This is a genomic window from Acinetobacter sp. YH16044, assembly GCF_013417145.1.
GTDB classification, from domain to species: domain Bacteria; phylum Pseudomonadota; class Gammaproteobacteria; order Pseudomonadales; family Moraxellaceae; genus Acinetobacter; species Acinetobacter amyesii.
Genome location: NZ_VPEK01000012.1, coordinates 1 through 25,028, shown reverse-complemented (window position 1 = coordinate 25,028; position 25,028 = coordinate 1). Strand labels below are relative to the sequence as shown.

Here is a 25,028-nt window from a genome sequence, read left to right as displayed (position 1 = left end):
ATCTATCCTTGGATCAAATGCATCATAATTAATTTGGGATAGTTTAGCAAAATGCAAAAAATCATGCTGACGTTATTTGTCACTTCATTGCTCGTAGGCTGTTCAACCTTGGGCGTTTATAAAGTTGATATTCCACAAGGTACACCTTTAACTCAAGCACAAGCGGCTAAAATTCAAGTGGGAATGAGCCACCAACAAGTTCGCTTTTTGCTAGGTAGTCCAACTGTTGCCGATCCAATGAATCCGTTACGTTGGGACTACATTTATAAGTATACCCCAGGAACATATGCTAAAAAAGCCAAGATTCCTGCTGCACATGGTCAACACTTAAAAATCTTCTTTGACCAAAACGGTATCGTTCAAAAAATTGAAGGCTTAGAAACCATTCCAGAGTCTCAACCGGGCTTACCAGGTTCTAAAGAAGCGATTTTAACTGCGCCACCACTATAGTCGCTTTAAGATAAAAATAAACCCCTAAATTTAGGGGTTTTTTTTATAAGTACAATTGCTTGAAACGATTGCCTCGACAATAACGGCCGACGGGATTTTTCTTGGCGCGATTACGACGAATATCTTTCGGATTAATGGTTAATGCACGATAGATTTCGACACGATCACCTGCTTCAAGTAACTGAGATGAATCGCTTAAACGTGCCCCGAAGATTCCAAGAGTTAACTCTTCGGGTAATTCAACTTGCTGTCGAATACCACTTTGCATAATGGCATCTTCAGCAGTCATACCGGGGTTAAAGCTCAGCGGAATTAATATCTGCTGTTCAACGCCTGCATAAGCCACCCACACTTGTAACTGAGCAGTCATTAGAATAACTGCCCAATCACAGCTACCAATGCCAATATTATTGACAAGGGCACTACGATACGTACGGCAATACGCCAAATATTATAAAAGGTTTCATGACTGAAGTTCATTGACTTACGTAGATGACTAATCTTCATAATCCACCCTGCGAAAATCGCATAAATCAGACAAATAATTAAGCCCCAAATCAACAAGGCAATATTAAATACTGGAACAACAGTGCTCAGTGCCCATACAAAAACCGCAACCAATAAAATCGCCCATTGCACCACTACGGCCAATTGGCGTTGTTGTAATTGTTCACGTGCCATTTGAATCAGCAATGCTGAAGCTGCGACTAAACCCACAACCAGTGCTAAAGCAGGTACTTGTGCTTTTGCTGCGAAAAAGGCAAAAGCAACCACTGCCAAAAGTTGAGCGATCCAAATTGGAAATACCGTTTTGCTTGCAATCTCTTGTTGCTTCACGGCTGGTAAACTTGACTGCCAGTACAAGCCCATCCCCAAACCACTTGCTACGAGCGCCAAGACAGTTGCATTGCCCCATTCACTAAATTCGAGCGCAGTCATTTTCCACTCTGGTAAGGCAGTTCCCATAACATTCGCTAAGACTACTGCAGCAATCACACCAATAGCGGTCAAAATCACTAAAAATTGGCGTGGTACAAACGACAATGCAAATGCAATGACCGCAAGGACAGCCAAAATCATGCTATAGGCAAAGCCATTAGCTGTAAAAATTGCCACATATTGCGATGCGGCTGAAAGCATGGCACCTGCTAAAAATGGAATAAATACTACGGCAAGCCAACCGACTACACGCCATTTGGGTGAAGCATCCGCATCACGTGTTAGCGAAGACAGTGCTTGAACTGCTGTGGTTTTTGAACGTTTTGCTAAAGCAATTTCCAAATAACATAGCGGTAAAGCTAAAATAAGCATTGTACCTAGCCACAACAGCCAGAAATCTAGCTGACGTTCAATTTGAATACCTGTTACCGGTGCTAAAGTTGCAATAATGATAAAAGATAAACAGAACGCCATCAGTGGCGATAACCATTTCGACATCGCATTGTCCTGCATGACAAATTCCTTTGAAAATTCTAGCGCTATTTTGCCTTGCTGTGCCTTGAAAATCAAAAACAAAAAGCAAATCACCTTAAAGGTGATTTGCTGCGCAAATAATATTATTAGATTTTAATTGTTTTTATTTCATTTTTTGAGGTTATGAAAAGAAACGTGCAAACCAATTTTTGCCTTTTTTCTTTTCTTTTTCTTTGATGATACCCATCATATTTTCTTTAACCGCACCGACATAATCAGCATCATCGTGCTGAATATGGTTAATCAGCCATTTTGAAAGCACTTCATGTAATTCATTTTCAATCGCATGCCCCATTTCAAAACGGTCGCGGTAAGATTCAATTTTTTTAATAAATAAATCATGTACGCGTTTATGTGGCACACGATATTTATAACCCGCTTCTTCTTGTAAAGATTCTTCGAAGGTAAAATGTGATTGCGTGTAATCAATAATGTTTTCCAGAATTTGTTTTACACGATCACGATCTGTATTTGCGTCAATGCCATCAATTTCATTGATGTAGTCAAGAATCCGTTTGTGTTGATCGTCAATCACATCGATACCAGTATTGTATTCTGGAACCCATTTCATTTTCATTACGACCACCTATAAATATGAAGGACTTATCACGTAAATTTCATCATATAATTAAAGAACTTAAATAAAAATGAAGTAAAAAGGTTGGTTTTAATTGAAATACTGCTATTTATATTGTAATCAATTGTTTTTATTATGTTAATTTATTTAATCCCGAGTATAAAGCTAAGATATTTTTTAATCAATTCAATATCTTAGAAAACACGCTTAATTCAATAAAGTGTAAGATATTCATTTTTATAATGAATATCTTTCATTCAAAATTAATACTGATCTGCACGTGTGACACGTTTTAAAGATGGGTCCAGCCGCTCACGTTCTAAACGTTCAACAACCGTCTTTGCAGCACGTATTGGACGGCCATGTTGAAATAAAATCATTTCACCCGGCTCAAATGCGGTCCAAACTTCATTTTGCGTTAGGGGTTCAGTGGTAATCACGGCAACACGGTCTTCAGGCGTGGTGACTTCACTAAAATCGACTTCAACATCAATATCAATCAACTGTGCAGGTTGAAATGGGAACTCTCGAACCAACCAATGCAGCTTGGTAATCGCATAACTAAAGAGCGCCTGCCCATTCGACAAACAAAAATTAAAGGTGCCATGTTCTGCAATTTTCGGAGAAATTTCCAATAGCAGATCAAATACCTGATCGAGTGTTGGTTCGGTATAACCAAAACGTTTCACCATTTGCTCGAGCAAATAGCAAAAGGCCAATTCACTGTCGGTATTACCGACGGGGCTGAAGCGCCCCGTGAGCTCAGGCTGAAAGCCATGCAGGTCGCCATTATGCGCAAAAATCCACTGTCTGCCCCACAATTCACGGCTAAATGGATGTGAGTTTTCAAGATTAATTTTGCCTTGTGTCGCTTTACGAATGTGTGCAATCACATTGCGAGATTTAATCGGGTAGTTTCGGATCAGCTCGGCAATCGGAGACTCTACAGCGGATTGATTGTCGACAAATAAACGACATGCTTTATCTTCAAAAAAAGCGATACCAAAGCCATCACAATGATCTGAGGTAATTCCTGCTCGCTGCGAAAATCCCCGAAACGAAAATGTTATATCGGTGGGAGTCGCACAATTCATTCCGAGCAGCTGGCACATATCGATCATTTCATCAGTAAATCTATGATTTCTCTATTGTGCATGACAGTTTTGGTTGTTGTAAATCTAAAATCGGCGCCATTGTAAGAGTTTTTATAATCCAACAAGGCAAATACATTATTTGATCTTTCCAAACGTCACCTAGCCAACTGATAAATAATAAAAAAGCCTCAAAAGAGGCTTTTTTATATCAAAAAATGCTAAGTATCTTAAGCTTTTTTCACATTGGTTCGATTGGTGATTAATGTACCCACACCATGATCCGTAAAGATTTCAAGCAATGTTGCATGAGGTACACGACCATCAACGATATGCGCGCTGATTACGCCGCCTTTGACTGCATCTAATGCACAGCCAACTTTCGGAATCATGCCGCCATAAATCACGCCAGTTTCAATCAAACGATCGACTTCTTGGGTGGTTAACCCAGTCAGCAGATTTTTATTTTCGTCTAAAACGCCCGTGATATTGGTCAAAAGAATTAGCTTTTCCGCACCCAATGCTTCAGCCACTTTACCTGCAACTAAGTCAGCATTGATGTTGTAAGTATTGCCGTCTTCGTCTACACCTAATGGTGCAATAACAGGAATAAAATCGCTTTGGGTAAACATTTCAAGTACGTCAGTTTTCACACCAACCACTTCGCCAACGAGACCTAAATCAATCTGTTTTACTGAACCATCTTCGGCAGTTTTTTCCATTAATAATTTTTGCGCACGGATCAAATTACCATCTTTACCCGTTAAACCAATCGCACGGCCACCGTGTTTATTGATTAAGTTCACAATCGACTTATTCACGCTGCCGCCCAAGACCATCTCGACAACTTCCATCGTTGCAGGATCAGTCACGCGCATACCGTCAATACGATCTGACTCACGGCCTAATTGTTTAAGGAATGAATCCACTTGTGGACCACCGCCATGCACCACAATCGGATTTAAACCAACCGTTTTCAGCAGCACGATATCACGTGCAAATGAGCTCTCAAGCTCAGGATCGGTCATGGCATTACCACCATACTTCACTACCAGCGTCTTACCCGCAAAACGTTGAATATACGGCAAAGCTTCCGTCAGGATTTGTGCTTTGTCGATGCCAGTATGTTGATGTGGCATTTGCCTCTCCTTATTGAGCATCTGGAATGTCATGAGCAATGTCTGGATAGTGCTCAACTAACATGGAAACAAACAGATCTCGTATTTCTTTTAAGCGTGCTGATGAGTTGGCATCAAAGCGTAAAGTGAAATACTCACCTGTATTCGATGCTCGAATGATGCCAAATCCATCATCAAAATCAAGGCGTATTCCATCAATTTTACTGATTTGTGCCGGAATTCGCGCAGAATTGGCTTCAACCTGCTTTAAAACTTCCGTTGGATCATGCTGATGCGTACTGACATATAAATCTTCTGTACTAAAGCGCTCTGGATATTTCGCCAAAGCTTGTGACAATGTCAGTCCCTGAGCTTGAATATATTCTAAGACCCTTAAGGCAGCATATAGGCCGTCGTCATAGCCGCCACCACGACCGTCATTAAAAACATAATGCCCTGCGTATTCACCACCAAAAACCGCTTTGCCTTTAGATTGGGAAATATATTTTCGCAAGAAACTACTGCCTGTTCGAATCATGACAGGCTGTGCTTCTAGATCACACACGGTATCGCGAATCATCGTTGAACATTTCACATCAAATACCACTTCTGCATGTGGTTTTTGAGTCAAACAAATTTCAGCAAATAAACATAATAATCGATCTGCAGAAACCACTTTGCCAGTTTCATCAATCAGCACTAAACGATCACCATCACCATCTAAAGCAATGCCAATATCGGCTTTTTGTAGCTGTAAGGCTTGGCGAAGGTGAGTTAAATGTTTGAGCTGTGATGGATCTGGAGCATGATCAGGGAAATGTCCATCAGCTTGGCAACGTAATGCCAAAACTTCACAGCCTAATTTATTTAATAATAAGGCTGCACAATGCCCAGCTGAACCATGCATACCATCGATCACAACTTTAAGCGGTTGCTGTAAATAAATGTCATCTAAAATAAATTTCTGATAGGCCAAACAATATTCAGGTTTGATTTCGTGTGGCTCAAGTTCAGTCATCAAGTGCACGCGTTCCGATGAAAAACAATTTCGTGCTTCGACTGCAACGTGTTGAATCATCTCCGGACAAGGTGGCTCACCTTTGATAATCCATTTGATACCATTATCTGATTTAGGATTATGGCTCGCCGTCACCATAATGCCATTGCCTTGAAATTGTCCCGCAATAAAATACAACATCGGGCTTGAGCAGCAGCCAATAATTTCCGCTTCAAGGCCAGCATCATGGCAGACTTTTTGAATTATTGTTGCATAGGTTGGACTGGTTAAACGCGCATCATAGCCAATAGCAAGGCTCTTTTGACCTGCATCTAAATATTGTTTTACTAAGCCGTAAGCAATCGACTGAACTAAATCAGCATTTAATAGCGATATTTTCCCGCGAATGTCATATGCACGAAAAATATGTTGCGGAAAGTGATTAAACAGTGAACCCATACTATGTTCTTCTAATTACATCTTTATTAATTAAAAAATCTAAAATTCTCATGAGAATTTAAGCTTTTAATTAAAGGATAAAATCCTGTAAAAAAGTGTAACTTTTTTATAACAATTTTAGTTAATAATCAATTAATAATATTTAAGCACTAACCAAAAATCTGACAACAATCTAACATTACTTCTTGTTTTCAAGATTATTTTCATAAATAAATCTTTGAGTTACATTTAATTAACTTGCTTATTTTCTTTTATCTAATTAAATTTTTACTTTTCCAAGATTTTTTATATTCAAAATCCACTCTGTACACATATAGTAAATTGATCAAAATAAAATCACTCATCATTGATTCAGATATTCATGTCATTCAAAAGTATAAACGTATTAAGTTCATCAGAATTCAACACTCTCTGGTAGGCACCATAATCTTTCACGATAAAAATCTAGATATTATGAATAAATTTAAAATTTAAATAAAAAACCATCACGAGGATGGTTTTTTATTAGCTACTTGATTGCAGGCATGTTACTTGTCAACGCACTGCAGCAATATGTTTAGCGCTGATTAGTTTTTACCTGTATGACCAAAACCGCCTGCACCACGTTCAGTGGCTTCAAACTCATCCACAATATCAAACTGAGCTTGTACAACTGGCACTAAAACATATTGTGCTAAACGCTCACCCGGCTCTAGGCTAAATGCCGTTTGGCTACGGTTCCAAACAGATACCATCAATTCACCTTGGTAGTCTGAGTCAATCAAACCGACCAAGTTACCCAACACGATTCCGTGTTTATGACCTAAGCCTGAACGCGGCAAAATTAAACCTGCAAAGTTAGTGTCTTCGATATAAATCGATAGGCCTGTTTTTACCAGAACAGTTTGACCCGGCTCAATCACGGTAGTCTCTTCTACACATGCACGTAGATCAAGGCCTGCCGAACCTGCTGTTGCATAAGTTGGCATTGGCCATTCTGTACCTAAACGTGTGTCGAGAACTTTAACTTGAACTTTCATGGTTCATTCCTGTTTCAATAAAACGAATTTTCAAAAAATAAAAATAATCTACGCTTTAAGCTTTAACGCTTAATCAGCGCACGTAAATTTTCTAAATAATGCTGTGCTTGCTGTTTAGGATCGATATCCCCTGCTAGCTTTTTCTTGCGTCCTAACCACTCCAATTCATCTTGTGGTAGTTCATCCAAGAAACGGCTAGGCGTCATTTGTCGCATTTGCCCACCGGCTTTACGTTGCTCAGCCAAAGTCATGGTTAAACCTTGACGTGCACGAGTAATCCCCACGTACATCAGTCGACGTTCTTCCTCGACCGTGTCGGCAGCAATGGAGTTCTTATGCGGCAGAATTTCTTCTTCTAGACCAATCAAATAAACAAATGGAAATTCCAGACCTTTCGACGCATGGAGTGTTAACAAATTGACTTTATCAGTGTCTTCTTCTTCTTGTTGCTGTTCTAACATATCGAGCAACACCATTTTACGAATCACACTTTCAATGTTCTTTTCATCTACATCTTCTGCACGGTTAATCAAACTTTGAATACTGCTATACAGCACTTCAATGTTATCGAGTTTGGTTTTTTCCTGTGCTGGCGTTGCTGCCGACTCTTTCACATAGTCGATATAACCCGCTTCTATCATCATGCGACGAATGATCGGAACAGGCTCATCATCTTCTAACAATTCACGGGTAAAGGTCGAAATAAAGTCCGCAAATTCGGCCAATTGGGTTGTGGCTTTTTTCGGAATCGCCATACTTAAGCGCTGGTCGCCTGCTGCACTGAGTAAGGATAAATTACTTTCCTGCGCAAATAGACCAAGCTTTTCCAAAGTCACAGGACCAATCGCACGTTTTGGCGTATTGATAATTCGTAAAAATGCACTGTCATCTTCAGGGTTGATGATCAAACGTAAGTAGCTCATCAAGTCCTTAATTTCAGCACGAGCGAAGAAAGACTGACCACCCGATAATTTATACGGGATCTGCATTTGGCGTAGCTGTGTCTCCAAAGCGCGCGCTTGGAAATTACCACGGTATAAAATGGCGTAGTCTTTCCAATTTTTACCATTCATCAGCTTGTGCGTAATCAAGTCTTTTACAACGCGTTCTGATTCATCATCGTCATTACGACAAGTAATCACGCGGATCACTTCACCATGGCCTTTATCTGACCAAAGCTTTTTATCGAAAATATGTGGGTTATTGCCAATAACTGTATTGGCAGCTTTTAAAATACGACTGGTCGAGCGATAGTTTTGCTCAAGCTTAATCACTTTCAGATTACGGAAATCTTCCTTCAATAAAGCCATGTTCTCAGGCTTAGCACCACGCCATGCATAAATTGATTGGTCATCATCACCTACCGCAGTGAATTGTCCCATGACACCCACGAGTAATTTCACCAAAATATATTGCGCGGTGTTGGTATCTTGATATTCATCGACCAATAAATAGCGGATTCGATTTTGCCAACGATCACGCACTTCTGCATTTTCTTGTAATAAGCGCGTCGGCATGACAATTAAATCATCAAAATCAACGGCATTGTACGCACGTAAATTACGCTCATACAGTTGATACAAATGCGCAAATTGAACGTCTTCTGCTGTTTCACAAGTGGTGTGCGCTTGCTCAGGTGGAATCAGATCGTTTTTCCAATCTGAAATCATTTTCATAGCTTTGGCAATCAGCTCTTTACTTTCTGCACCGGATAAATTGTCGCGATGCATTAAGTCCATCAAAATGCGTTTGCAGTCATCTGCATCTAAAATTGAAAAGTTATTTTTCAGTGGTGTATTTTTTAATTCCAAACGGAGCATGTTTAGCCCGAAGTTATGGAATGTAGAAACCGACAGCCCTTTTGCCTCTTCACGGCTCATCAGCTTCGTCACACGCTCTTTCATTTCACGCGCAGCTTTGTTGGTAAAGGTCATCGCGGTGATACGGTGCGCAGGAATACCACAATGCTTCACCAAATAGGCAATTTTACGGGTAATCACCGATGTTTTGCCTGAACCTGCCCCTGCAAGTACTAACAAGGGTCCTTGAGTGTATTTCATTGCTTCAAGTTGCTTGTCGTTCAACTGACTTGCCAGTGACATAGTCTTTCCTCTTATTAATTCGAGGATGATTATAGTCATCTGAAACGATCTTGCCTAATGCAAAATGTATTTTATCGGTCATTAAAAATGCCATAAAAAAAGCCACCCGAGGGTGGCCTTTAGTTTCGAACTAAAACTTATTTAGTTTCGTAAACTGAGATTTCTACGCGACGGTTTTGTTCACGACCTGCAGCAGTTGAGTTATCCGCTACTGGAGAAGTTGAACCGTAACCACGTGCAGTAATACGAGTTGAAGAAATACCTTGAGACGCTAGGTAGTTTTTCACTGAGTTTGCACGGTTTTGAGAAAGTGGGTTGTTGATCGCATCAGTACCAGTGTTGTCTGTGTGACCATGTACAACGATTGCAAGTTTGTTTGCAGTACCGTCTTCACGCAATACTTTAGCAACGTCATTCAACGCAGATTGGAACTGAGATTGAATAGTTGAAGAGTTAGTTGCGAAAGTTACTGATGGCATAACAAGGTTGATCGAACCATCTGGATTACGACCTACGTCAACACCAGTACCAGCCAATTCTTGTTTAAGACGTTTTTCTTTCTTATCAAGAAGAAGACCTGCACCACCACCAACTACAGCACCAATTGCAGCTGCTTGACCCATTTTGTCTTTATCAGCATTAGAATAAGCAATACCAGCGCCTAAAAGAGCACCTAGACCAGTACCGATTGCTGCTTTGTCATATTCCATGTTTTGACAACCAGTAAGTGCCATTGCCCCAACTACTGCCGAAATTACTAGTGCACGCATTGCATGCCTCCTTCTTTGTGTTTTGTTGTATGGTTGAAATGATGAAGTAAAACAAATGGCTGAACCATTGATTTTTTGTTAATAATAAAACGTTTAGTTACAATTTGTAATATGAATACGAGATTTATTTGTTAATTCCATCACAATTTCTTCACAGTTCTGCAGATGCCCTTTTTTATTTAATCAACTCGAACTATATTTATTAGAATCAATCATTATTTGGACAATTTCCGCTAGGACTTTTTATATGTCATCTCAAACAAATAAGCAACCGACACTAAAAAAAATTAGCAAAGGACTTACCGTCGGTTCAGTTATGACAGGCAGTACTTTTTTCCATGGTCCTCCTGTACTAGCCCTTGGTCTAACCAAACTCTTTAAAAAATCAAAAAAGGTTGATGAAACCAACATAAAAATTACCAACAGTTGGCTCACCGTCAATAACTGGCTGATTGACCATGTTCTGCCTAATACCGAATGGGACATTACCATCGATGAAGGCCTCGACTTAAATTTGCAGGGTCGCTATCTCATGACCTGTAATCATCAAAGTTGGGTCGATACGACAGTCAACCAATATTTTGGTTTAACCCGTATGCCTCTGACGCGTTTCTTTACCAAATGGGAGCTCATTTTCATTCCATTTGTGGGACAAGCTTTTAAAATTTTAGGCTTCCCAATGATGAAACGTCATAGCAAAGAACAAATCGCGAAAAATCCTGAACTTAAATATCGAGATATGGAAGAAGCGCGTAAATCTTGTGAACAGTTATTGAGCCAGCCTTTTACCCTGCTGAACTATTTGGAAGGCACTCGCTTTACCCCTGAAAAACATGTGCAGCAGCAATCACCGTATCAAAACCTTCTTAAGCCGAAAGCGGGTGGTTTAGCACTGGCACTCAATATTTTAGGGGATCAAGTTGATGCTCTCGTGGATATGACCATCGTCTATCCAAATGGTGCACCAGGTTATGGCGAATTTTGGCTCGGTGAAGTTCCACGCATAGCCGTGGATTTACGTAAAATTGAAATTCCAACGTGGGTGCATGGCGGCAACTATGAAGATGACGTAGAGTTCCGTGAAAAATTTCAGCATTGGGTGGATGAGCTGTGGACAGAGAAAGACCAACTCATTACTCGTATGAAAGCTAAATACTCAGTTACTGAATAATTAAGAAGAAGTTTTTATGTCGCAGAACAGCATGCCGCAAAACAAGAAATCTAAATATCATCATGTCAATCCAAACAGTTGGTCATTCAAACTGTTTTTGATTTATGACATTTTCATGGTGTTTATTATTGTTTTTAACTTGTTCTGCCTATGCATGAACTTTTTCCTCATGAGCAATCTTGGCAGTTGGTTCTTTAACAGTATCCACCTGCCCGATGTGCTGAGTTTTTACCGTGAACATTTGCATCCGTGGGTCATTACCACCGAAGCGTGGTTTATTATCTTTTTGATAGTCGAACTGTTGGTACGTTGGGCGATTGCTAGCATCAACAAGCACCATCAGCGCTGGTTCTTCTTCCCGTTTATACATTGGTACGAAATTTTAGCTATTGTGCCGCATTTACGTTTCCTGCGTTTATTTCGTGCGGGCGTGATTGCTTATCGACTGTATGAAATGGGCTATCAAATCGTGCCATCGGCATGGCAAAAGAAAGCTTTGTTTTATTATCGTGTGGTGATGGAAGAATTGGCTGATCGAGTGGTACTCACCGTACTCGATGGGGTTAGACATGAGTTAAACACCAGTACCACACATAAAGATTTGATTAGCAATGTCGTTCAGCATCACCGCGAATTATTCACCCAAGTCTTGGCCGAAATTTTGCAAGAAAATTTAAGCAAAGAGCTACGTACTGAACGTGAATTGATCGCCAAAAATGTCGGACAAATCGTCAGTCAGGCCATCGAAGATACCCCAGAACTCACGCAGCTATTGCGCTTAGTGCCAATCGTTGGCAGCCGCATTGAACAGCAGATTCAAAGTATCGGGCAACGTTTGGGTGAAAATATTACCCAAGGTTTAATTTCCCCATTGGCTTATCCCAATACATCGACGGCTCAAAAACCCAATCTATATTTAGACATTTCACAGCGTGTTAGCCGTATTGAAATCGAAAATAATGCCCAGCTGGATGAGTTGGTTCGCTCTGCGGTTTTTGAAAGTCTAGAAGCCATTCGTAAGCAAGTGAAAGTAAAACAGTGGCAGCAGATTATGCAGGAACAGGACCAAGCTACAGAATAAACACTTAGTCAAAAATAATTGCGAACTCCGCTAGAGTATTCATGCAAATTGTTCTAGGATTTGCTCTATTTACAACATAACTACTTCGGCACAAAAGTAATAGTTAGAAGTCTCAAGGATTCAATATGGCTGATATACGGATAAAAGGCAAAATGGTCAATGCGATTCGCATTCACCTCGATACCAATGATCATGATGCGATCCGCCAGCAACTTACTCCAATGTTCCAAAAGGCTTTTCCACCCGGAACATTAGCCGTGATTGAAAGTACGGTTGATCAAGAACTAATTGCACTGATTCAACTGCTTATTAGTATTGAAATTCAACCCATTGGTGTCACTGAAGGTCCGCTATCTGACCAAGCGCGTGCCATCCAATTTCCCGTGGTTCCTGCAGATCGTAAACTACAACAAGTTAAACCGACACGCGAACAAGTGGTTGAAGAGCCCGCGCCTGCAGAAGAAAAAACCGAAGATAAAATTGCTGCAGTCGAAGTACCGACCATTCGTCATGCTACGTCGTATCACAATGAAATCTTGCGTACAGGTCAATGTTTAGTCCAAGACCATGGCGATATCATTATTAATGCTGGTATTAATAGCGGTTCAGAAGTAATTGCTTCAGGAAATATACATATTTATGGTAGTGCTCGTGGTAGAGTCATTGCCGGAGCTGGTGGGAACACGGCTGCACGTATTTTCTGTCATTCATTAGAAGCTGAATTAGTTTCAATTGCAGGGACTTACTGTGTCGCTGATGATATTCCACCTCATGTGGTCAAACAGCCAGTACATATTTATTTGAATGACCAGCAAGAGCTAGTATTTGAAGCTTTGCAATTTTAATGTATAAATAATCACCAAACCCCTAATTAAAAAAGGGGATTTAAACCATAACAGGAGTGGATTCGGTGGCGAAAATTGTTGTCGTAACATCAGGTAAAGGTGGCGTAGGTAAAACAACTACAAGCGCATCTTTTGCAACAGGTTTAGCCCTTCGCGGCCACAAAACTGTTGTGATCGACTTTGATGTGGGTTTACGTAACCTTGACTTGATCATGGGCTGTGAACGCCGCGTTGTATATGACTTTGTAAACGTATTGAATAACGAAGCTCGATTACAACAAGCGCTTATTCGCGATAAAGATATTGAAAATCTCTACATTTTGCCAGCATCTCAAACACGTGATAAAGACGCGTTAACAGATGAAGGTGTAGCTCGTGTAATGGACGAACTTTCTCAAGAGTTCGATTACATCATTTGTGACTCACCTGCGGGTATCGAACGTGGTGCAATTTTAGCAATGTATCATGCTGATGAAGCGATCATTGTGACGAACCCAGAAATTTCTTCGGTACGTGACTCTGACCGTATTATTGGGATGCTCGACAGCAAAACCAAAAAAGTAGAACAAAACGAAGGTCGTATCCGTAAGCATCTCTGTATTACACGTTTCAATCCAGAACGTGCGGATAAGCAAGAGATGTTGACGATTGATGACATTTCAAAAGATATTTTACGCGTACCGACTTTAGGTGTTATTCCTGAATGTAAAAGCGTTCTACAAGCATCAAACGAAGGTAAACCAGTGATTTTGTTTACAGAAGAAGCGGCTGGCCAAGCGTATGATGACCTTGTTGCACGTTTCCTTGGTGAAGAGCGCCCTTACCGTCACATTACGGTAAAACCTAAGGGTTGGTTAGCACGTCTATTTGGAGCGTAATCATGGCAGGATTCTGGAGCAAACTTTTTAGCAGCGACGAGAAACCGTCAAGCGCACAAACGGCAAAAGACCGTTTAAAAGTTATCGTAGCGTCTGAAAATGGTTTAGGTAAACGCTTAAGCCAAGACAAGATTGACATGATGAAAAAAGAAATCATGCAAGTGGTAAACCGCTATGTTCGTGGTGTAGATGAGCAACATATTCAAATGTCTGTTCGTTCTGAAGCGAATATTGAAATGCTTGAAATGAATATCAATTTGCCTGAAGAACGTTAATCTGAATTCTGATTAGCCAAGTAAATTGAATCAAGGCAAAATGTGAGGCTGGATCAGTAAAGCGCTGCTTTACCCAGCCGCAAGATGAGAAGCTTTGCTTCGAGTGGGCTGGATTAGTTTTATTCCTTTGTTAGATCAAAAGCTTTGCTTCGAGTAAACGGGATAAAAAAAATAACTTTTGATCCAACCATAAAATGAGTCGCTTAACTTAGAGACGGCGAATAAAACTATTTTACTTGCGTACTCATATTTGCCTTTTTGTATTTTTAAACCAGCAAGGAGATTGCGATGGCATTATCTCAGCCAGCAACGTTCAACGAAGAATGGTCAGATGAGCGTGTATTTGCCTACCTTACTCAGCTTCCTCCTGAAGGAGTGAATGGCGACTTTCACGTGCTTTACCATGCTTTCAAACATATGCGTCCAAATGACTATGAGCGTCTTTTGACTCAATTCGTTGCCGATGGCCGTGATGTGAACGCAACTAATCCTGAAGGTCAGCGTATTCATGACGTGATTGCTCAATACCCACGTCAAAGCGCAGGTTTCCTCGAAGTATTGGCAAAATTTGCTTAATTTCGAGTAACAAAAAAAAGCCCGCATGATGTGGGCTTTTTTTATCTTATTTAAAATCAGCGTGATAGTATTTCAGCATGATTAATGCACGATCAACATGAGCAATGGAAACATCAAGCCAAAACCAATGGTTTGTACACTAATAATGGCCGCCATCAGTTGTGAATCACCTTGATAATAGCGCGTTAAAATATAGGACGATGATGCAGTCGGCAAAGCAAAAAATACCACTAAAATTATCCGTTCAAAATCAGTTAAACCAAGACAACTACTTATCACATAAGCCAAACTCGGCATTAAAACTAATCGCCCAATCGTATTTAAACTCAGACGACGTACATCTGCACGCATCTGCTGAAACTGTAATGCCGCTCCCACAGACAATAAACCCAAAGGTAAACTCATTGCCGCCAATATTTTTAATAATTCAGGTAAGCCTTTAAATAGACTCAAGCCTGATAAATTAAACAACACCCCTACAACACAGCCTAAAATTAAGGGATTTTTTGCGATTGACTGACAGGTCTGCCTCAATTGCTTCACACTTAAATTTGAGAAGGCCAATACTGAAATAATATTGACTAAGGGCACTGCAACGGCAATTAACATGGCAAACATCTGCATGCCTGTGGAGCCAAATAAAGCGCCCATAAGGGATAAACCAATATAGGTATTAAAACGGATATGACTTTGGATATACACGCCAAAACGCTGCACGGGGATATGCATAAACTGCTTGATCCCCCACAATACAATGCTGATCAAACAGGTGCCCGCAACCAGTACTGTCAACATTCGTGAAACGGTGTTCATATCCAATTGCACGGCTGATACATTCAAAAAAAGCAGCACAGGAAATAAAACGTAGTAATTAAGTTTTTCTGAATTTGCCCAAAATTCATCCTGAACAAACTGTGTGTATTTAAGCACATAGCCCATCGCGATTAATGCAACGAGGGGAAACAATGCGACGACGATATTCATGCTGTACGCCTTGAAATAAACAAGCTATTTCATCTTTAACCATTTATGTAGCACAATATAATCCTCATCTAGACTCATAACAAAATGAGTAATTACTCATGGCGATGACATTTTCTCAGCTTGAAATTTTTATTAAAGTCGCAGAACAACAAAGCTTTACTCTCGCTGCTCGACAGCTGGGAATTACTCAGTCAGCTGTCTCTCATGCCCTAAAGTGTTTAGAGCAACATTGGAATGTCAGCTTATTTAGCCGTGAACAAGGCGCTATTGCCCTAACACATATCGGCCAACAACTTCTACTACACGCAAAGGAAGTACTCAATACAACGCAAATCATGCAACAAGAAGTGCATGCCGCACATGGTATTCAACAAGGAACGCTGAGAATTGGCTCTTTTGGTTCTTCTAGTTCGATTCATCTGCTTCCAGAGCTATTAAAGGCATATAGAGAGCGCTATCCACACATTGAGATCTATGTCGAAGAAGGTACCGATGCAGAAGTGTCTCGTTGGATTTCTGAACGTCAGATTGATGTTGGTTTTGCCGTACTCCCTAAGCCGCAACTGTTCACCTTCCCCTTAATTCAAGACATTTTCATTGCCTTGATTCCAGATAGTTATTCAGTTTCCAAACACAGTCATTTAGATATCCAAGACCTGCAAAATTACCCCTTTATTATGACCCGTGCAGGCAGCCAGTCCCATGTCGAAAAACTGCTTAAACAACACTACATACAACCTAAAATTACCTATCAAATGTCGCAACTGTTAACCATTTTAAACATGGTGAATTTACAGGAAGGGATTGCTATTGTTGCAGATATGGCGATGCCTACTGAGCTGTTGGCGTTGCATCCACATGTGGTTAAACGTCCACTCTTTCCAAATACCCAACGGCAGATTGGACTCGCCGTAAAAAATCAAAAACTTATGAGCCCTGCCTGCAAAGCCTTTATCGAACTGGCCCAGTCCATGTTCTACCAAGATAGGTTCTCAATCTAAAAATAAAAAAACCTGCCGAAGCAGGTTTTTTGTTTTAGGACTTAGACCAAGATATCTCGTTTACCATTTGGCCCCATACTACTTACGATACCATTTTCTTCCATTTGGTCGATGATACGTGCAGCACGGTTATAACCGAGGCTAAATTTACGTTGCAGCGAAGAAGTAGAAGCTTTACGAGTTTCCAGTACAAAGCTAACGCATTGGTCATACAAAGCATCTCGATCTGATCCGCCATCACCATCTTCAAAACCGCGAGATGTCGGCTCTTCATCATAAGGCGTGAGGATTTCATCGACATAATTCGGTTCACCGCGCTCACGCCATGCATCACAAATACGGTTCACTTCATCGTCTGAAATAAACGCGCCATGTACCCGTTCAGGTTCAATTTTCCCCGGTCCGAGGAATAACATATCACCATGGCCCAGTAAGTCTTCCGCACCACCAGCGTCTAAGATAGTACGTGAATCCAGTTTACTGTTGACACGTAGCGCAGCACGCGTTGGAATATTGGCTTTGATCAAACCTGTCACTACATCTACGGTTGGACGCTGCGTCGCCAACAGCAAATGAATCCCTGCTGCACGTGATTTTTGTGCAAGACGGGTAATCATTTCTTCAGCTTTTTTACCCACTTGCATGATCATGTCGGCAAATTCGTCGGCAACAATTACGATCAACGGCATAGGCTGTAAACGTGGCGCACGACTTTGGGTTGCAGAGTCATCTGGCTTCCAAGTTGGATCGATGAGATCTTCCCCGTTGGCCATTGCTTCTTCAATTTTGCGGTTAAAGTCAGTCAGCTTACGCACTTTCATCAAAGACATCAGCTTATAACGACGCTCCATTTCATTCACACACCAGTTCAATGCACTCACCGCATCTTTCATGTCAGTTACAACAGGCGTTAATAAATGTGGAATATCGTTATAGTTGGCAAGTTCCAACTGTTTCGGGTCAATCATAATAAGTCGCAATTGCTCAGGTGTATATTTCAACAACATCGATAGCAACATGGCATTTACTGCGACTGACTTACCAGAACCCGTAGTACCTGCCACCAACATATGCGGCGCTTTCGCCAAATCAGCCAAGACAGGATTACCGGAAATGTCTTTACCCATCGCCATACTAAGTAAGGCATTTGGATCACGGTATGCCGGCGTTTCTAACAGCTCAATAAGACGAACCATTTCACGTGAACTATTTGGGACTTCAATCCCGATATACGGTTTACCCGGAATAACTTCCACCACACGTACAGAAGCCATAGACATTGAGCGTGCCAAGTCACGTGAAATATTGGTCACTTTCGATGCTTTTACACCGGGTGCCAAATCTAGTTCAAAACGTGTCACGACAGGGCCCGGCTGTGCTTCTACAACTTTAGCTTTGACATTAAACTCTTGCAGCTTAATTTCTAAAAGTTCAGACAAGCGAGACAATTGCTCTGCGGTAAAATTAACTTTCTTATTCGGATCTACAGGATCTAATATTTCCAATCCCGGCAAAGTCGGTAAATCCAAACGTTTTTGTGCCACTTGCATCGCACGAGACATTGGACGACCAGAGGCATCGGTTAAAGGCGCATCAAAGTCAAAATCATCTTCGAGATCTAAATCGATGTCTTCAGGCTTACCTGCTGTTTCTTGCCATACTTCACGGAAAGCATCTTTATTCGAGCTGATTAAGGCTTTTTCATCGTCAGATATAAAAGTCTGTGGCTGCGTATTGATTTCAGCACGAACCAAAGGCGTAGATTGCGCATAACTACTGGTTGTACGAACCGGTTGTGACTGTTCTATTGCTCGCTCTGCTTCTTCAACCAGCAAATCATCGAGATCATTAAATTCAGCTTCAGCACCGATATTTTTCGGTGTGGTGAGCGTTGTCGTTTGTGCAGCTGCCACACCTAATCCTACAACAGTTGCAGTAGTACCTGTTGCAAAATCATTTGAATGCGTTGCAGGACTTTCACTTTGTGCTGTATTAAATGGGCTATGCACATCAGTCGCTGTTTTACCATTTGGAACAGCGGCTAACAGCTCATCGAAGATTTCATCATCATCCCAATCCACTGATTTTTTAACTGCCGGCGCCGCTTCTGTCGGAGAAGTCAAATGCACATCTGCTGCTTTGTTGAAATATTCAGTTTGATTGGCAGGCTGCTCTTCTTCTGCAGCTTTCAGTAAAGCATCAATATCTTGTTTGTGCCGTTGGTCATCATTTGAATGCAAGGCACGCCAAACCTCTCCCGTCGCAACAACACGTTGTTGATCTTGCTCAAGCTGACGCACTTTCTCCAAAGTATGTTCAAAATCTTCATCGGATGGTGTAGCAGTCTCCGGCGAATTTACCGTAGATAAATGCTGTGCATTGCCTTCTTTGTCTGCACATTCTTTATCAGCAATATCATCAAATAAACGCTCAGCAACACGATCACGTACTACAGGGTCAACCTCTACAGCATGATGCTCATGGGCGGGTGTGACTGGTGCAATCACTTTTGATGCATGCGCAGCAGCACTCTCTTTTTTAGTCGTTGGTACGGTACGGTCAAAAGCAGTATCTCCTTCAGGGACATTGCGATAGAACAAATCTTGGAGATAAGCCGGTGTCGATTTCATGGTTGCCCATGTCTTATTCCACTTGATGCCAAAGGCCAAAGTGAACAACATGATCCAAAATGCAATAAGAAATATTGCTGCACCATAGACCGTTAAAATTTGTTCAAGACTTTGACCCAGTTCATAACCAATAATCCCGCCCGATGCATTTTCTAAAGTATCTTCGGGAACATTCCAAAATAGGAAAAGTAAACTTGAAGTTGCCAGTAAAATAAAGAACTGAGCGGCATAGCGAAATGGACGGTTTAGAAAACTACGTGGCCACCAGACTTGAATTGCTTCGAGAAATAAATAGACAGGTATCAGCAGACTTGCCCAACCTAAAAATCCATAGAGTAAGTCAGCTATCCATGCGCCTGCGACGCCGCTGGCATTTGAAACTTGCTGAGTATCACTGGATAAATGCATCCATCCCGGATCAAATGGCGTATATGTGACTGTTGCAAGGAACAGATATATCCCAAATGAAACAAGGAATAATGTCATTATTAAGCGCTGTGCATATGCACCCGACACCGCTGTCATATACGTTCCTGTAACCAATTCTTCATGAATGTTTTTGTCATTACCCACAACAAAATGGGCTGAATCTAAACCTGTTATTATGCACCTGTTCAATAAAAAAGATGCAAGATAATTTAAGTATAGTTGTTAACTTTATTGTATATAGCTCAAAACGATTTCGATGATCAATAATATCGACTTTAATCTCACACAATCGTTTCAAACTTTGACGTATAATTCCACAAATTATCATATAAAAAAAGGATTCTACGGATGAGCGCTCGTCACTCACGTCTAATTATTTTAGGTTCTGGTCCTGCAGGTTATAGCGCTGCGGTATACGCTGCCCGTGCGAACCTGAAACCGACACTCATCGCAGGTATTCAATTAGGCGGTCAATTGACTACAACGACAGAAGTAGACAACTGGCCAGGTGGTGCAGAAGGTTTAACAGGCCCTGCCCTAATGGAACAAATGCAAGCGCATGCTGAACGTTTTGGCACAGAAATAGTGTATGACCATATCAACGAAGTTGACCTCAATGTTCGTCCATTCGTACTTAAAGGCGATATGGAAGAGTTCACTTGTGATGCATTGATTATTTGTACAGGTGCAACTGCGCAATACTTAGGTCTTGAATCTGAAGCTGCATTTATGGGTCAAGGTGTAAGTGCTTGCGCAACTTGTGATGGTTTCTTCTACAAAAACCAAAAAGTAATGGTTGTCGGGGGCGGTAATACTGCTGTGGAAGAAGCGCTTTATCTTTCAAACATTGCTTCTCATGTCACTCTTGTACACCGTCGCGACACTTTACGATCAGAGAAAATTCTGCAAGATCATCTTTTTGCAAAAGAAAAAGAAGGTAAAATCAGCATCATCTGGAATCACCAAGTGGATGAAGTGATTGGTGATACGACGGGTGTGACTTCTGTACGTATTAAATCTACGCAAGATGATTCAACTCAAAATGTTGATGTCACTGGTATGTTTGTGGCTATTGGTCACAAACCAAACAGCGGTATTTTTGAAGGCCAATTAAACTTACGTGACGGCTACATCCAAGTTCAAAGTGGCACCGCAGGTAACGCAACACAAACGTCTATTCCCGGTGTATTTGCTGCGGGTGATATTGCCGATAGTATCTACCGTCAAGCGATTACTTCTGCAGGTTCAGGCTGTATGGCTGCACTCGATGCTGAAAAATACCTTGATGCACTCGGCGAATAATCTTTTGCTTCATTCATTTGCTTAGCTAAATAATTTTAAAAAATTAGCCGACCTGATGGTCGGCTTTTTTATGTATGATAAATATCCGTGTACCTCAATAAGAAGCTTGGCATGCCGATACTCCCTCCTTCTGAATTTACTTTCCCCGATCCTGTTGAATGCGATCCCGAAGGTGAAGGCTTAATTTGCATCGGTGCTGACCTCTCCCCTTCCACACTGTTTGAAGCCTATAGTCACGGTCTTTTCCCATGGTTCAGTGAAGGTGATCCGATTTGTTGGTGGTGTCCTGAACCCCGCTGCATTATTCGACCGCAGGACTATCATCCGAGCAAATCGTTATTACGCAGCATGAAAAAAATGGACTATAAGATCACCATTAATCGTGCGTTTGAAACTGTGATTCTCTCATGTTCACTGCCACGTAGTTATGCCAATGAAACATGGATTTCAGAAGATATCATTCAGGGATATTCTGCGCTATTTGAAGCAGGCTATGCTTATAGCATTGAAGTTTGGGAAAATGAGACTGTTGTCGGAGGCCTCTATGGCGTCAATATTGGCCATGGCTGCTTTGGTGAGTCTATGTTCAGTACACGAACAGATGTCTCTAAAATGGCGTTTTACACCTTAATGCTCATCGGGCAAGAGAATCAGTTGCCATGGATTGATTGCCAATTGGTCAACGATCACCTCTTAAGCTTAGGGGCGAGTACACTTTCTCGCCAACAATACCTTAATTCGTTACAAGATGTTGTTAAACAACCATCAATCGATTGGAAAAAGTATCAGGACAGTGTATTTTCAAGTAAAACAATAGCGCAATGGGCGAGTCTCAGCGCATGACAATAAAAGAGGGATATTACGATGAATTCCTATCAACCGAAGTCCCTGTTGAACGAATTACAGTACTACATCACGCCTCCGCATGATTGTAGCTACTTAGAAAATAAATCTGCTCGGATGGTCTTTCTTGATCCTGTCCATCGTATTGATGTGGTCACATTATCTGAACTTTCCCGCATGGGTTTTCGTCGTAGTGGTGATTTTGTCTATCGCCCTGAATGTCATCTTTGTCGCCAATGTTTGTCCTCTCGCGTTCCTGTTCATGAATTTCAAATGAACAGCGTGCAAAAAAAAGCGTGGAAACGGAATCAAGATTTAACGGTGAAAATTAGCCGCCCTCAAGATGCCGATGCAAAGCATTATGCGCTGTACGAACGCTACATTAATGAGCGGCATGCTGATGGTGATATGTACCCACCTAGCCAAGATCAATTTGAAAAATTTTTAATTAATAGCTGCACTGACAGTTTCTTTTTAGAGCTGTGGCTAGATGAGCAACTAATCAGTGTATCTACCTGTGATCCCCTCGATGATGGTATTTCAGCGGTATATACCTTTTTTGATCCTGATGAAAGCCGTCGCTCACTAGGGACTTTTGCCATTCTGAAACAAATCGAGCATGCACAAAAGCTTGGACTGCAATATGTCTACTTGGGCTATTGGGTGCCCGATTCGCAAAAAATGAATTATAAATCTCAGTACATTCCACTGGAACTTCTGCTTGATGGACAATGGCGTCGACTCAACCGACCACTGACCCAAGAAGAAATTAGCCAACTGGGGGATTCCCTGATGACCACCTTACCTTCAGGTTGGAACAATCCTATTATTAAATAAAAGGGATCAAACAAAAGATATTCAATAAAAAAGCATCCGTTTATTCACGAATGCTTTCTTTAAATCTGATCACGCTTCACCGCTTTTATTTAAATAAAGCTGCAAAATCATCACCACAAGCTTTCACCATAATAATGGCATGTTCTCGTGTTCCATCGGCATTTGGATAATAATTCTTTCGCAAATCGATTTGGTGAAAATCAGCTTTTTCATATAAACGGATCGCAGGTTGATTACCTTCACGCACTTCCAAGAAGATTTGAATGGGGTTATTTTTGAGTAAGGCAATAGATTCATCGAGCAATTGAAAACCTAATCCTTTGCCTTGCTGGCTCGGATCGATCGCCATCAACAGCAAATTTGCTTCATCTAAAACGGGTTGTAAAATGCAAAAACCTACAACTTTTCCTTGTCGCTCAATCACCGTACTTTGATAGGCAGCAATCGATTCTTGAAATTGTTTTATGGTCCAAGGATGGCTTTGTACGCGGCGCTCGATATCGTAAACCTGCTGTACATCAGCGTCTTGCATCAAACGAATCATCTTCGTTTATCTTTCTATAGCTAGGGTATGCGCATTATAAAAAGTTTGCCTCTAAAGTTGAATAAAAAAAAGAGCGATTTACATCGCCCTTCTCAAAAAGTCACCACAGCGCTGTGATTAGAGACCCAAATATGCTTTCCACGTTTTTAATAAACCTGAAGTATCTAAATCATTCGGGTGAAAACCAGGTTTAAAATACATCAGCATTTCTTTACCCATACCAGTGATGATGCCTTTTGAAGGGCTATAACCATAGGTATAAATATCTTTTAATGCTTCAAAATTAAGCTTGTTATCTTCTTTTAATAAACGAGCAACAAAGTAGCTTTGTACGAAGAATAAAGTCACCATTGCGCCAATCAATGAACCTGTACGGAGTGCGTAGGCCTTAATCCCCTGACCAAAGACACCTTCAAAAACATCATAAGCCACGGCTTTATGTTCATTTTCTTCAATCGCATGCCACAACCACATATTTTTCATGGTTTCATCTGTCATTAAAGCTTGAATATGTGGGTTAACCAATAACTGTGAAGCAATCGTTGCAGTGAAATGCTCAAGTGCCGTAGTTGCGGTTAGATCCACCATTTCTTGAGTAATACCAACAGGTTTACCAATACGTGCAAAGACTTTGCGCACGCCTTGGATAACTCGACCCGTTGCCTTATCAAGCGTTTCGACATCATGACCGTATTTTTGTGCATAAGCATTGAAGCCTTCATGCTCTTGCGTATGCATGGCTTCCTGACCAATGAAAGCACTAATTTCTTTTTGTAAGGCTTCATTGTTTGCGATCGCTGGGTGTTTACGTACGGCACGCACACTATCAATAAAGAACATTTCACCCGCTGGAAATAAAGCAGATAATGCGGTCATAAAATGTGTCAAACCAGCTGAGCCGTTCATCCAATACTCTGGTACTGCATCAAATTCAAAATTCATGCGACGTACAGGGAAACTTGCACCTGCTCGATTAGTAATCTTTACTTTAGCGTTCATGCCTAACTCCTTTTTGAGTTATTAAATACTCAAACTTTTTATTGGTTTTCTTGAGTTCATATTACGGTTTTATTGAAGCGTAATTATTTCAGTTAAGGACAGTGAATTATCACTAAAGGACAGCTTTAAAAAATATTGTCAGACAATTTCCCCTATCACATTGAATAAGCATAAAAAAAAGCGCCTCAAAGAGGCGCTTTTTTACACACATTTAGTGATTATGCAGTTACTTTAGAAACTACACCAGCACCAACTGTACGGCCACCTTCACGGATCGCAAAGCGTAAGCCAGCGTCCATTGCGATTGGGTGGATTAATTCTACTGACATTTCTACGTTGTCACCAGGCATAACCATTTCAACGCCTTCTTTAAGCGCGATCGCACCAGTTACGTCAGTTGTACGGAAGTAGAACTGTGGACGGTAACCGTTAAGGAATGGAGTATGACGGCCACCTTCGTCTTTAGAAAGTACGTATACTTCTGCGTCGAATTTAGTATGCGGTTTGATTGTACCTGGTTTAGCAAGTACTTGACCACGTTGAACGTCTTCACGTTTAGTACCACGTAGAAGAACAC

At 41.0% G+C, this 25,028-nt stretch carries 24 protein-coding genes and 1 pseudogene; 11 read left to right on the top strand and 14 right to left on the bottom strand.

Features of this window, described 5'->3' with window-relative positions; translation table 11 throughout:
- Window positions 1-51: 51 nt before the first annotated feature.
- Window positions 52-450, top strand: a complete 399-nt coding sequence (locus FTV38_RS08960; RefSeq protein WP_078193102.1) for an outer membrane protein assembly factor BamE — start codon at window positions 52-54, stop codon at window positions 448-450.
- A 43-nt stretch (window positions 451-493) separates the two neighbouring features.
- Here FTV38_RS08960 and FTV38_RS08955 read toward each other — a convergent pair whose 3' ends face one another.
- The 9 genes from FTV38_RS08955 to FTV38_RS08915 form a co-directional block, all read right to left on the bottom strand.
- Window positions 494-820 carry an RnfH family protein gene (locus tag FTV38_RS08955; RefSeq protein WP_180022274.1) on the bottom strand — a complete coding sequence of 109 codons (327 nt, stop codon included), beginning with the start codon at window positions 818-820 and terminating at the stop codon, window positions 494-496.
- Window positions 820-1,902 (bottom strand): hypothetical protein, encoded by a 1,083-nt coding sequence (locus FTV38_RS08950; RefSeq protein WP_180022273.1) that lies wholly within the window; start codon window positions 1,900-1,902, stop codon window positions 820-822. Before FTV38_RS08950 ends, FTV38_RS08955 begins: the two co-directional genes overlap by 1 nt.
- Before the next feature lie 142 nt (window positions 1,903-2,044).
- Window positions 2,045-2,500 (bottom strand): bacteriohemerythrin, encoded by a 456-nt coding sequence (locus FTV38_RS08945; RefSeq protein ID WP_078190032.1) that lies wholly within the window; start codon window positions 2,498-2,500, stop codon window positions 2,045-2,047.
- Between the two features lie 263 nt (window positions 2,501-2,763).
- Window positions 2,764-3,612, bottom strand: coding sequence for a class II glutamine amidotransferase (locus FTV38_RS08940; RefSeq protein WP_111885279.1), 849 nt, complete (start codon window positions 3,610-3,612; stop codon window positions 2,764-2,766).
- Between the two features lie 209 nt (window positions 3,613-3,821).
- Window positions 3,822-4,730, bottom strand: a complete 909-nt coding sequence (gene argB / locus FTV38_RS08935) for an acetylglutamate kinase (RefSeq protein WP_078190033.1) — start codon at window positions 4,728-4,730, stop codon at window positions 3,822-3,824.
- A gap of 10 nt (window positions 4,731-4,740) precedes the next feature.
- A complete protein-coding gene (locus tag FTV38_RS08930) occupies window positions 4,741-6,165 on the bottom strand; it encodes a phosphomannomutase/phosphoglucomutase (protein ID WP_180022272.1) in 1,425 nt (474 codons plus the stop codon).
- Window positions 6,166-6,731: 566 nt separating this feature from the next.
- Window positions 6,732-7,184: a dUTP diphosphatase gene (gene dut / locus FTV38_RS08925; RefSeq protein WP_111885270.1), complete on the bottom strand. Its 453-nt coding sequence runs from the start codon at window positions 7,182-7,184 to the stop codon at window positions 6,732-6,734.
- A gap of 62 nt (window positions 7,185-7,246) precedes the next feature.
- Window positions 7,247-9,286 carry a UvrD-helicase domain-containing protein gene (locus FTV38_RS08920; RefSeq protein ID WP_078193107.1) on the bottom strand — a complete coding sequence of 680 codons (2,040 nt, stop codon included), beginning with the start codon at window positions 9,284-9,286 and terminating at the stop codon, window positions 7,247-7,249.
- Between the two features lie 137 nt (window positions 9,287-9,423).
- Window positions 9,424-10,056, bottom strand: a complete 633-nt coding sequence (locus tag FTV38_RS08915; RefSeq protein WP_078193108.1) for an OmpA family protein — start codon at window positions 10,054-10,056, stop codon at window positions 9,424-9,426.
- A 247-nt stretch (window positions 10,057-10,303) separates the two neighbouring features.
- Between FTV38_RS08915 and FTV38_RS08910 the strand changes: the two genes are divergently transcribed.
- The 6 genes from FTV38_RS08910 to FTV38_RS08885 all read left to right on the top strand — a co-directional run bounded on the left by FTV38_RS08910 (window position 10,304) and on the right by FTV38_RS08885 (window position 14,882).
- Window positions 10,304-11,227, top strand: coding sequence for an acyltransferase (locus FTV38_RS08910; protein WP_180022271.1), 924 nt, complete (start codon window positions 10,304-10,306; stop codon window positions 11,225-11,227).
- A 16-nt stretch (window positions 11,228-11,243) separates the two neighbouring features.
- Window positions 11,244-12,308, top strand: coding sequence for a preprotein translocase subunit SecA (locus tag FTV38_RS08905; protein WP_373686255.1), 1,065 nt, complete (start codon window positions 11,244-11,246; stop codon window positions 12,306-12,308).
- Window positions 12,309-12,433: 125 nt separating this feature from the next.
- A complete protein-coding gene (gene minC / locus FTV38_RS08900; RefSeq protein WP_078193110.1) occupies window positions 12,434-13,153 on the top strand; it encodes a septum site-determining protein MinC in 720 nt (239 codons plus the stop codon).
- Window positions 13,154-13,218: 65 nt separating this feature from the next.
- Window positions 13,219-14,031 carry a septum site-determining protein MinD gene (gene minD, locus FTV38_RS08895; RefSeq protein WP_067670152.1) on the top strand — a complete coding sequence of 271 codons (813 nt, stop codon included), beginning with the start codon at window positions 13,219-13,221 and terminating at the stop codon, window positions 14,029-14,031.
- Window positions 14,032-14,033: 2 nt separating this feature from the next.
- Window positions 14,034-14,306, top strand: a complete 273-nt coding sequence (gene minE, locus FTV38_RS08890; RefSeq protein ID WP_078190039.1) for a cell division topological specificity factor MinE — start codon at window positions 14,034-14,036, stop codon at window positions 14,304-14,306.
- A 288-nt stretch (window positions 14,307-14,594) separates the two neighbouring features.
- Window positions 14,595-14,882 (top strand): PA4642 family protein, encoded by a 288-nt coding sequence (locus FTV38_RS08885; protein ID WP_067766167.1) that lies wholly within the window; start codon window positions 14,595-14,597, stop codon window positions 14,880-14,882.
- Between the two features lie 81 nt (window positions 14,883-14,963).
- Here FTV38_RS08885 and FTV38_RS08880 read toward each other — a convergent pair whose 3' ends face one another.
- Entirely contained in the window at window positions 14,964-15,866 is a 903-nt protein-coding gene (locus FTV38_RS08880) for an AEC family transporter (protein ID WP_180022270.1), read from the bottom strand.
- 104 nt (window positions 15,867-15,970) lie between these two features.
- On the opposite strand from FTV38_RS08880, the gene FTV38_RS08875 reads away from it, so the two are divergent.
- Complete coding sequence (locus FTV38_RS08875) at window positions 15,971-16,867, top strand: LysR family transcriptional regulator (RefSeq protein WP_180022307.1); 897 nt, start codon at window positions 15,971-15,973, stop codon at window positions 16,865-16,867.
- Window positions 16,868-16,908: 41 nt separating this feature from the next.
- On the opposite strand, the gene FTV38_RS08870 is transcribed toward FTV38_RS08875, so the two are convergent.
- On the bottom strand, window positions 16,909-20,022 hold the full coding sequence (locus FTV38_RS08870; RefSeq protein ID WP_180022269.1) for a DNA translocase FtsK: 3,114 nt from the start codon (window positions 20,020-20,022) through the stop codon (window positions 16,909-16,911).
- Between the two features lie 252 nt (window positions 20,023-20,274).
- Here FTV38_RS08870 and trxB point away from each other — a divergent pair, with 252 nt between their 5' ends.
- The 3 genes from trxB to FTV38_RS08855 all read left to right on the top strand — a co-directional run bounded on the left by trxB (window position 20,275) and on the right by FTV38_RS08855 (window position 22,908).
- A complete protein-coding gene (gene trxB, locus FTV38_RS08865; RefSeq protein WP_111885274.1) occupies window positions 20,275-21,228 on the top strand; it encodes a thioredoxin-disulfide reductase in 954 nt (317 codons plus the stop codon).
- A 111-nt stretch (window positions 21,229-21,339) separates the two neighbouring features.
- The gene (aat, locus tag FTV38_RS08860) at window positions 21,340-22,071 is read left to right on the top strand and encodes a leucyl/phenylalanyl-tRNA--protein transferase (protein WP_180010019.1); all 732 of its coding nucleotides are present in this window, start codon (window positions 21,340-21,342) and stop codon (window positions 22,069-22,071) included.
- A 21-nt stretch (window positions 22,072-22,092) separates the two neighbouring features.
- Window positions 22,093-22,908, top strand: a complete 816-nt coding sequence (locus tag FTV38_RS08855; protein WP_078190044.1) for an arginyltransferase — start codon at window positions 22,093-22,095, stop codon at window positions 22,906-22,908.
- A gap of 85 nt (window positions 22,909-22,993) precedes the next feature.
- On the opposite strand, the gene rimI is transcribed toward FTV38_RS08855, so the two are convergent.
- The 3 genes and pseudogenes from rimI to tuf all read right to left on the bottom strand — a co-directional run.
- On the bottom strand, window positions 22,994-23,452 hold the full coding sequence (rimI, locus tag FTV38_RS08850; protein WP_180022268.1) for a ribosomal protein S18-alanine N-acetyltransferase: 459 nt from the start codon (window positions 23,450-23,452) through the stop codon (window positions 22,994-22,996).
- Window positions 23,453-23,569: 117 nt separating this feature from the next.
- Window positions 23,570-24,451, bottom strand: a complete 882-nt coding sequence (locus FTV38_RS08845; protein WP_180022267.1) for a metal-dependent hydrolase — start codon at window positions 24,449-24,451, stop codon at window positions 23,570-23,572.
- 218 nt (window positions 24,452-24,669) lie between these two features.
- A pseudogene (gene tuf, locus FTV38_RS08840) lies at window positions 24,670-25,028 on the bottom strand (elongation factor Tu); the annotation flags it as partial.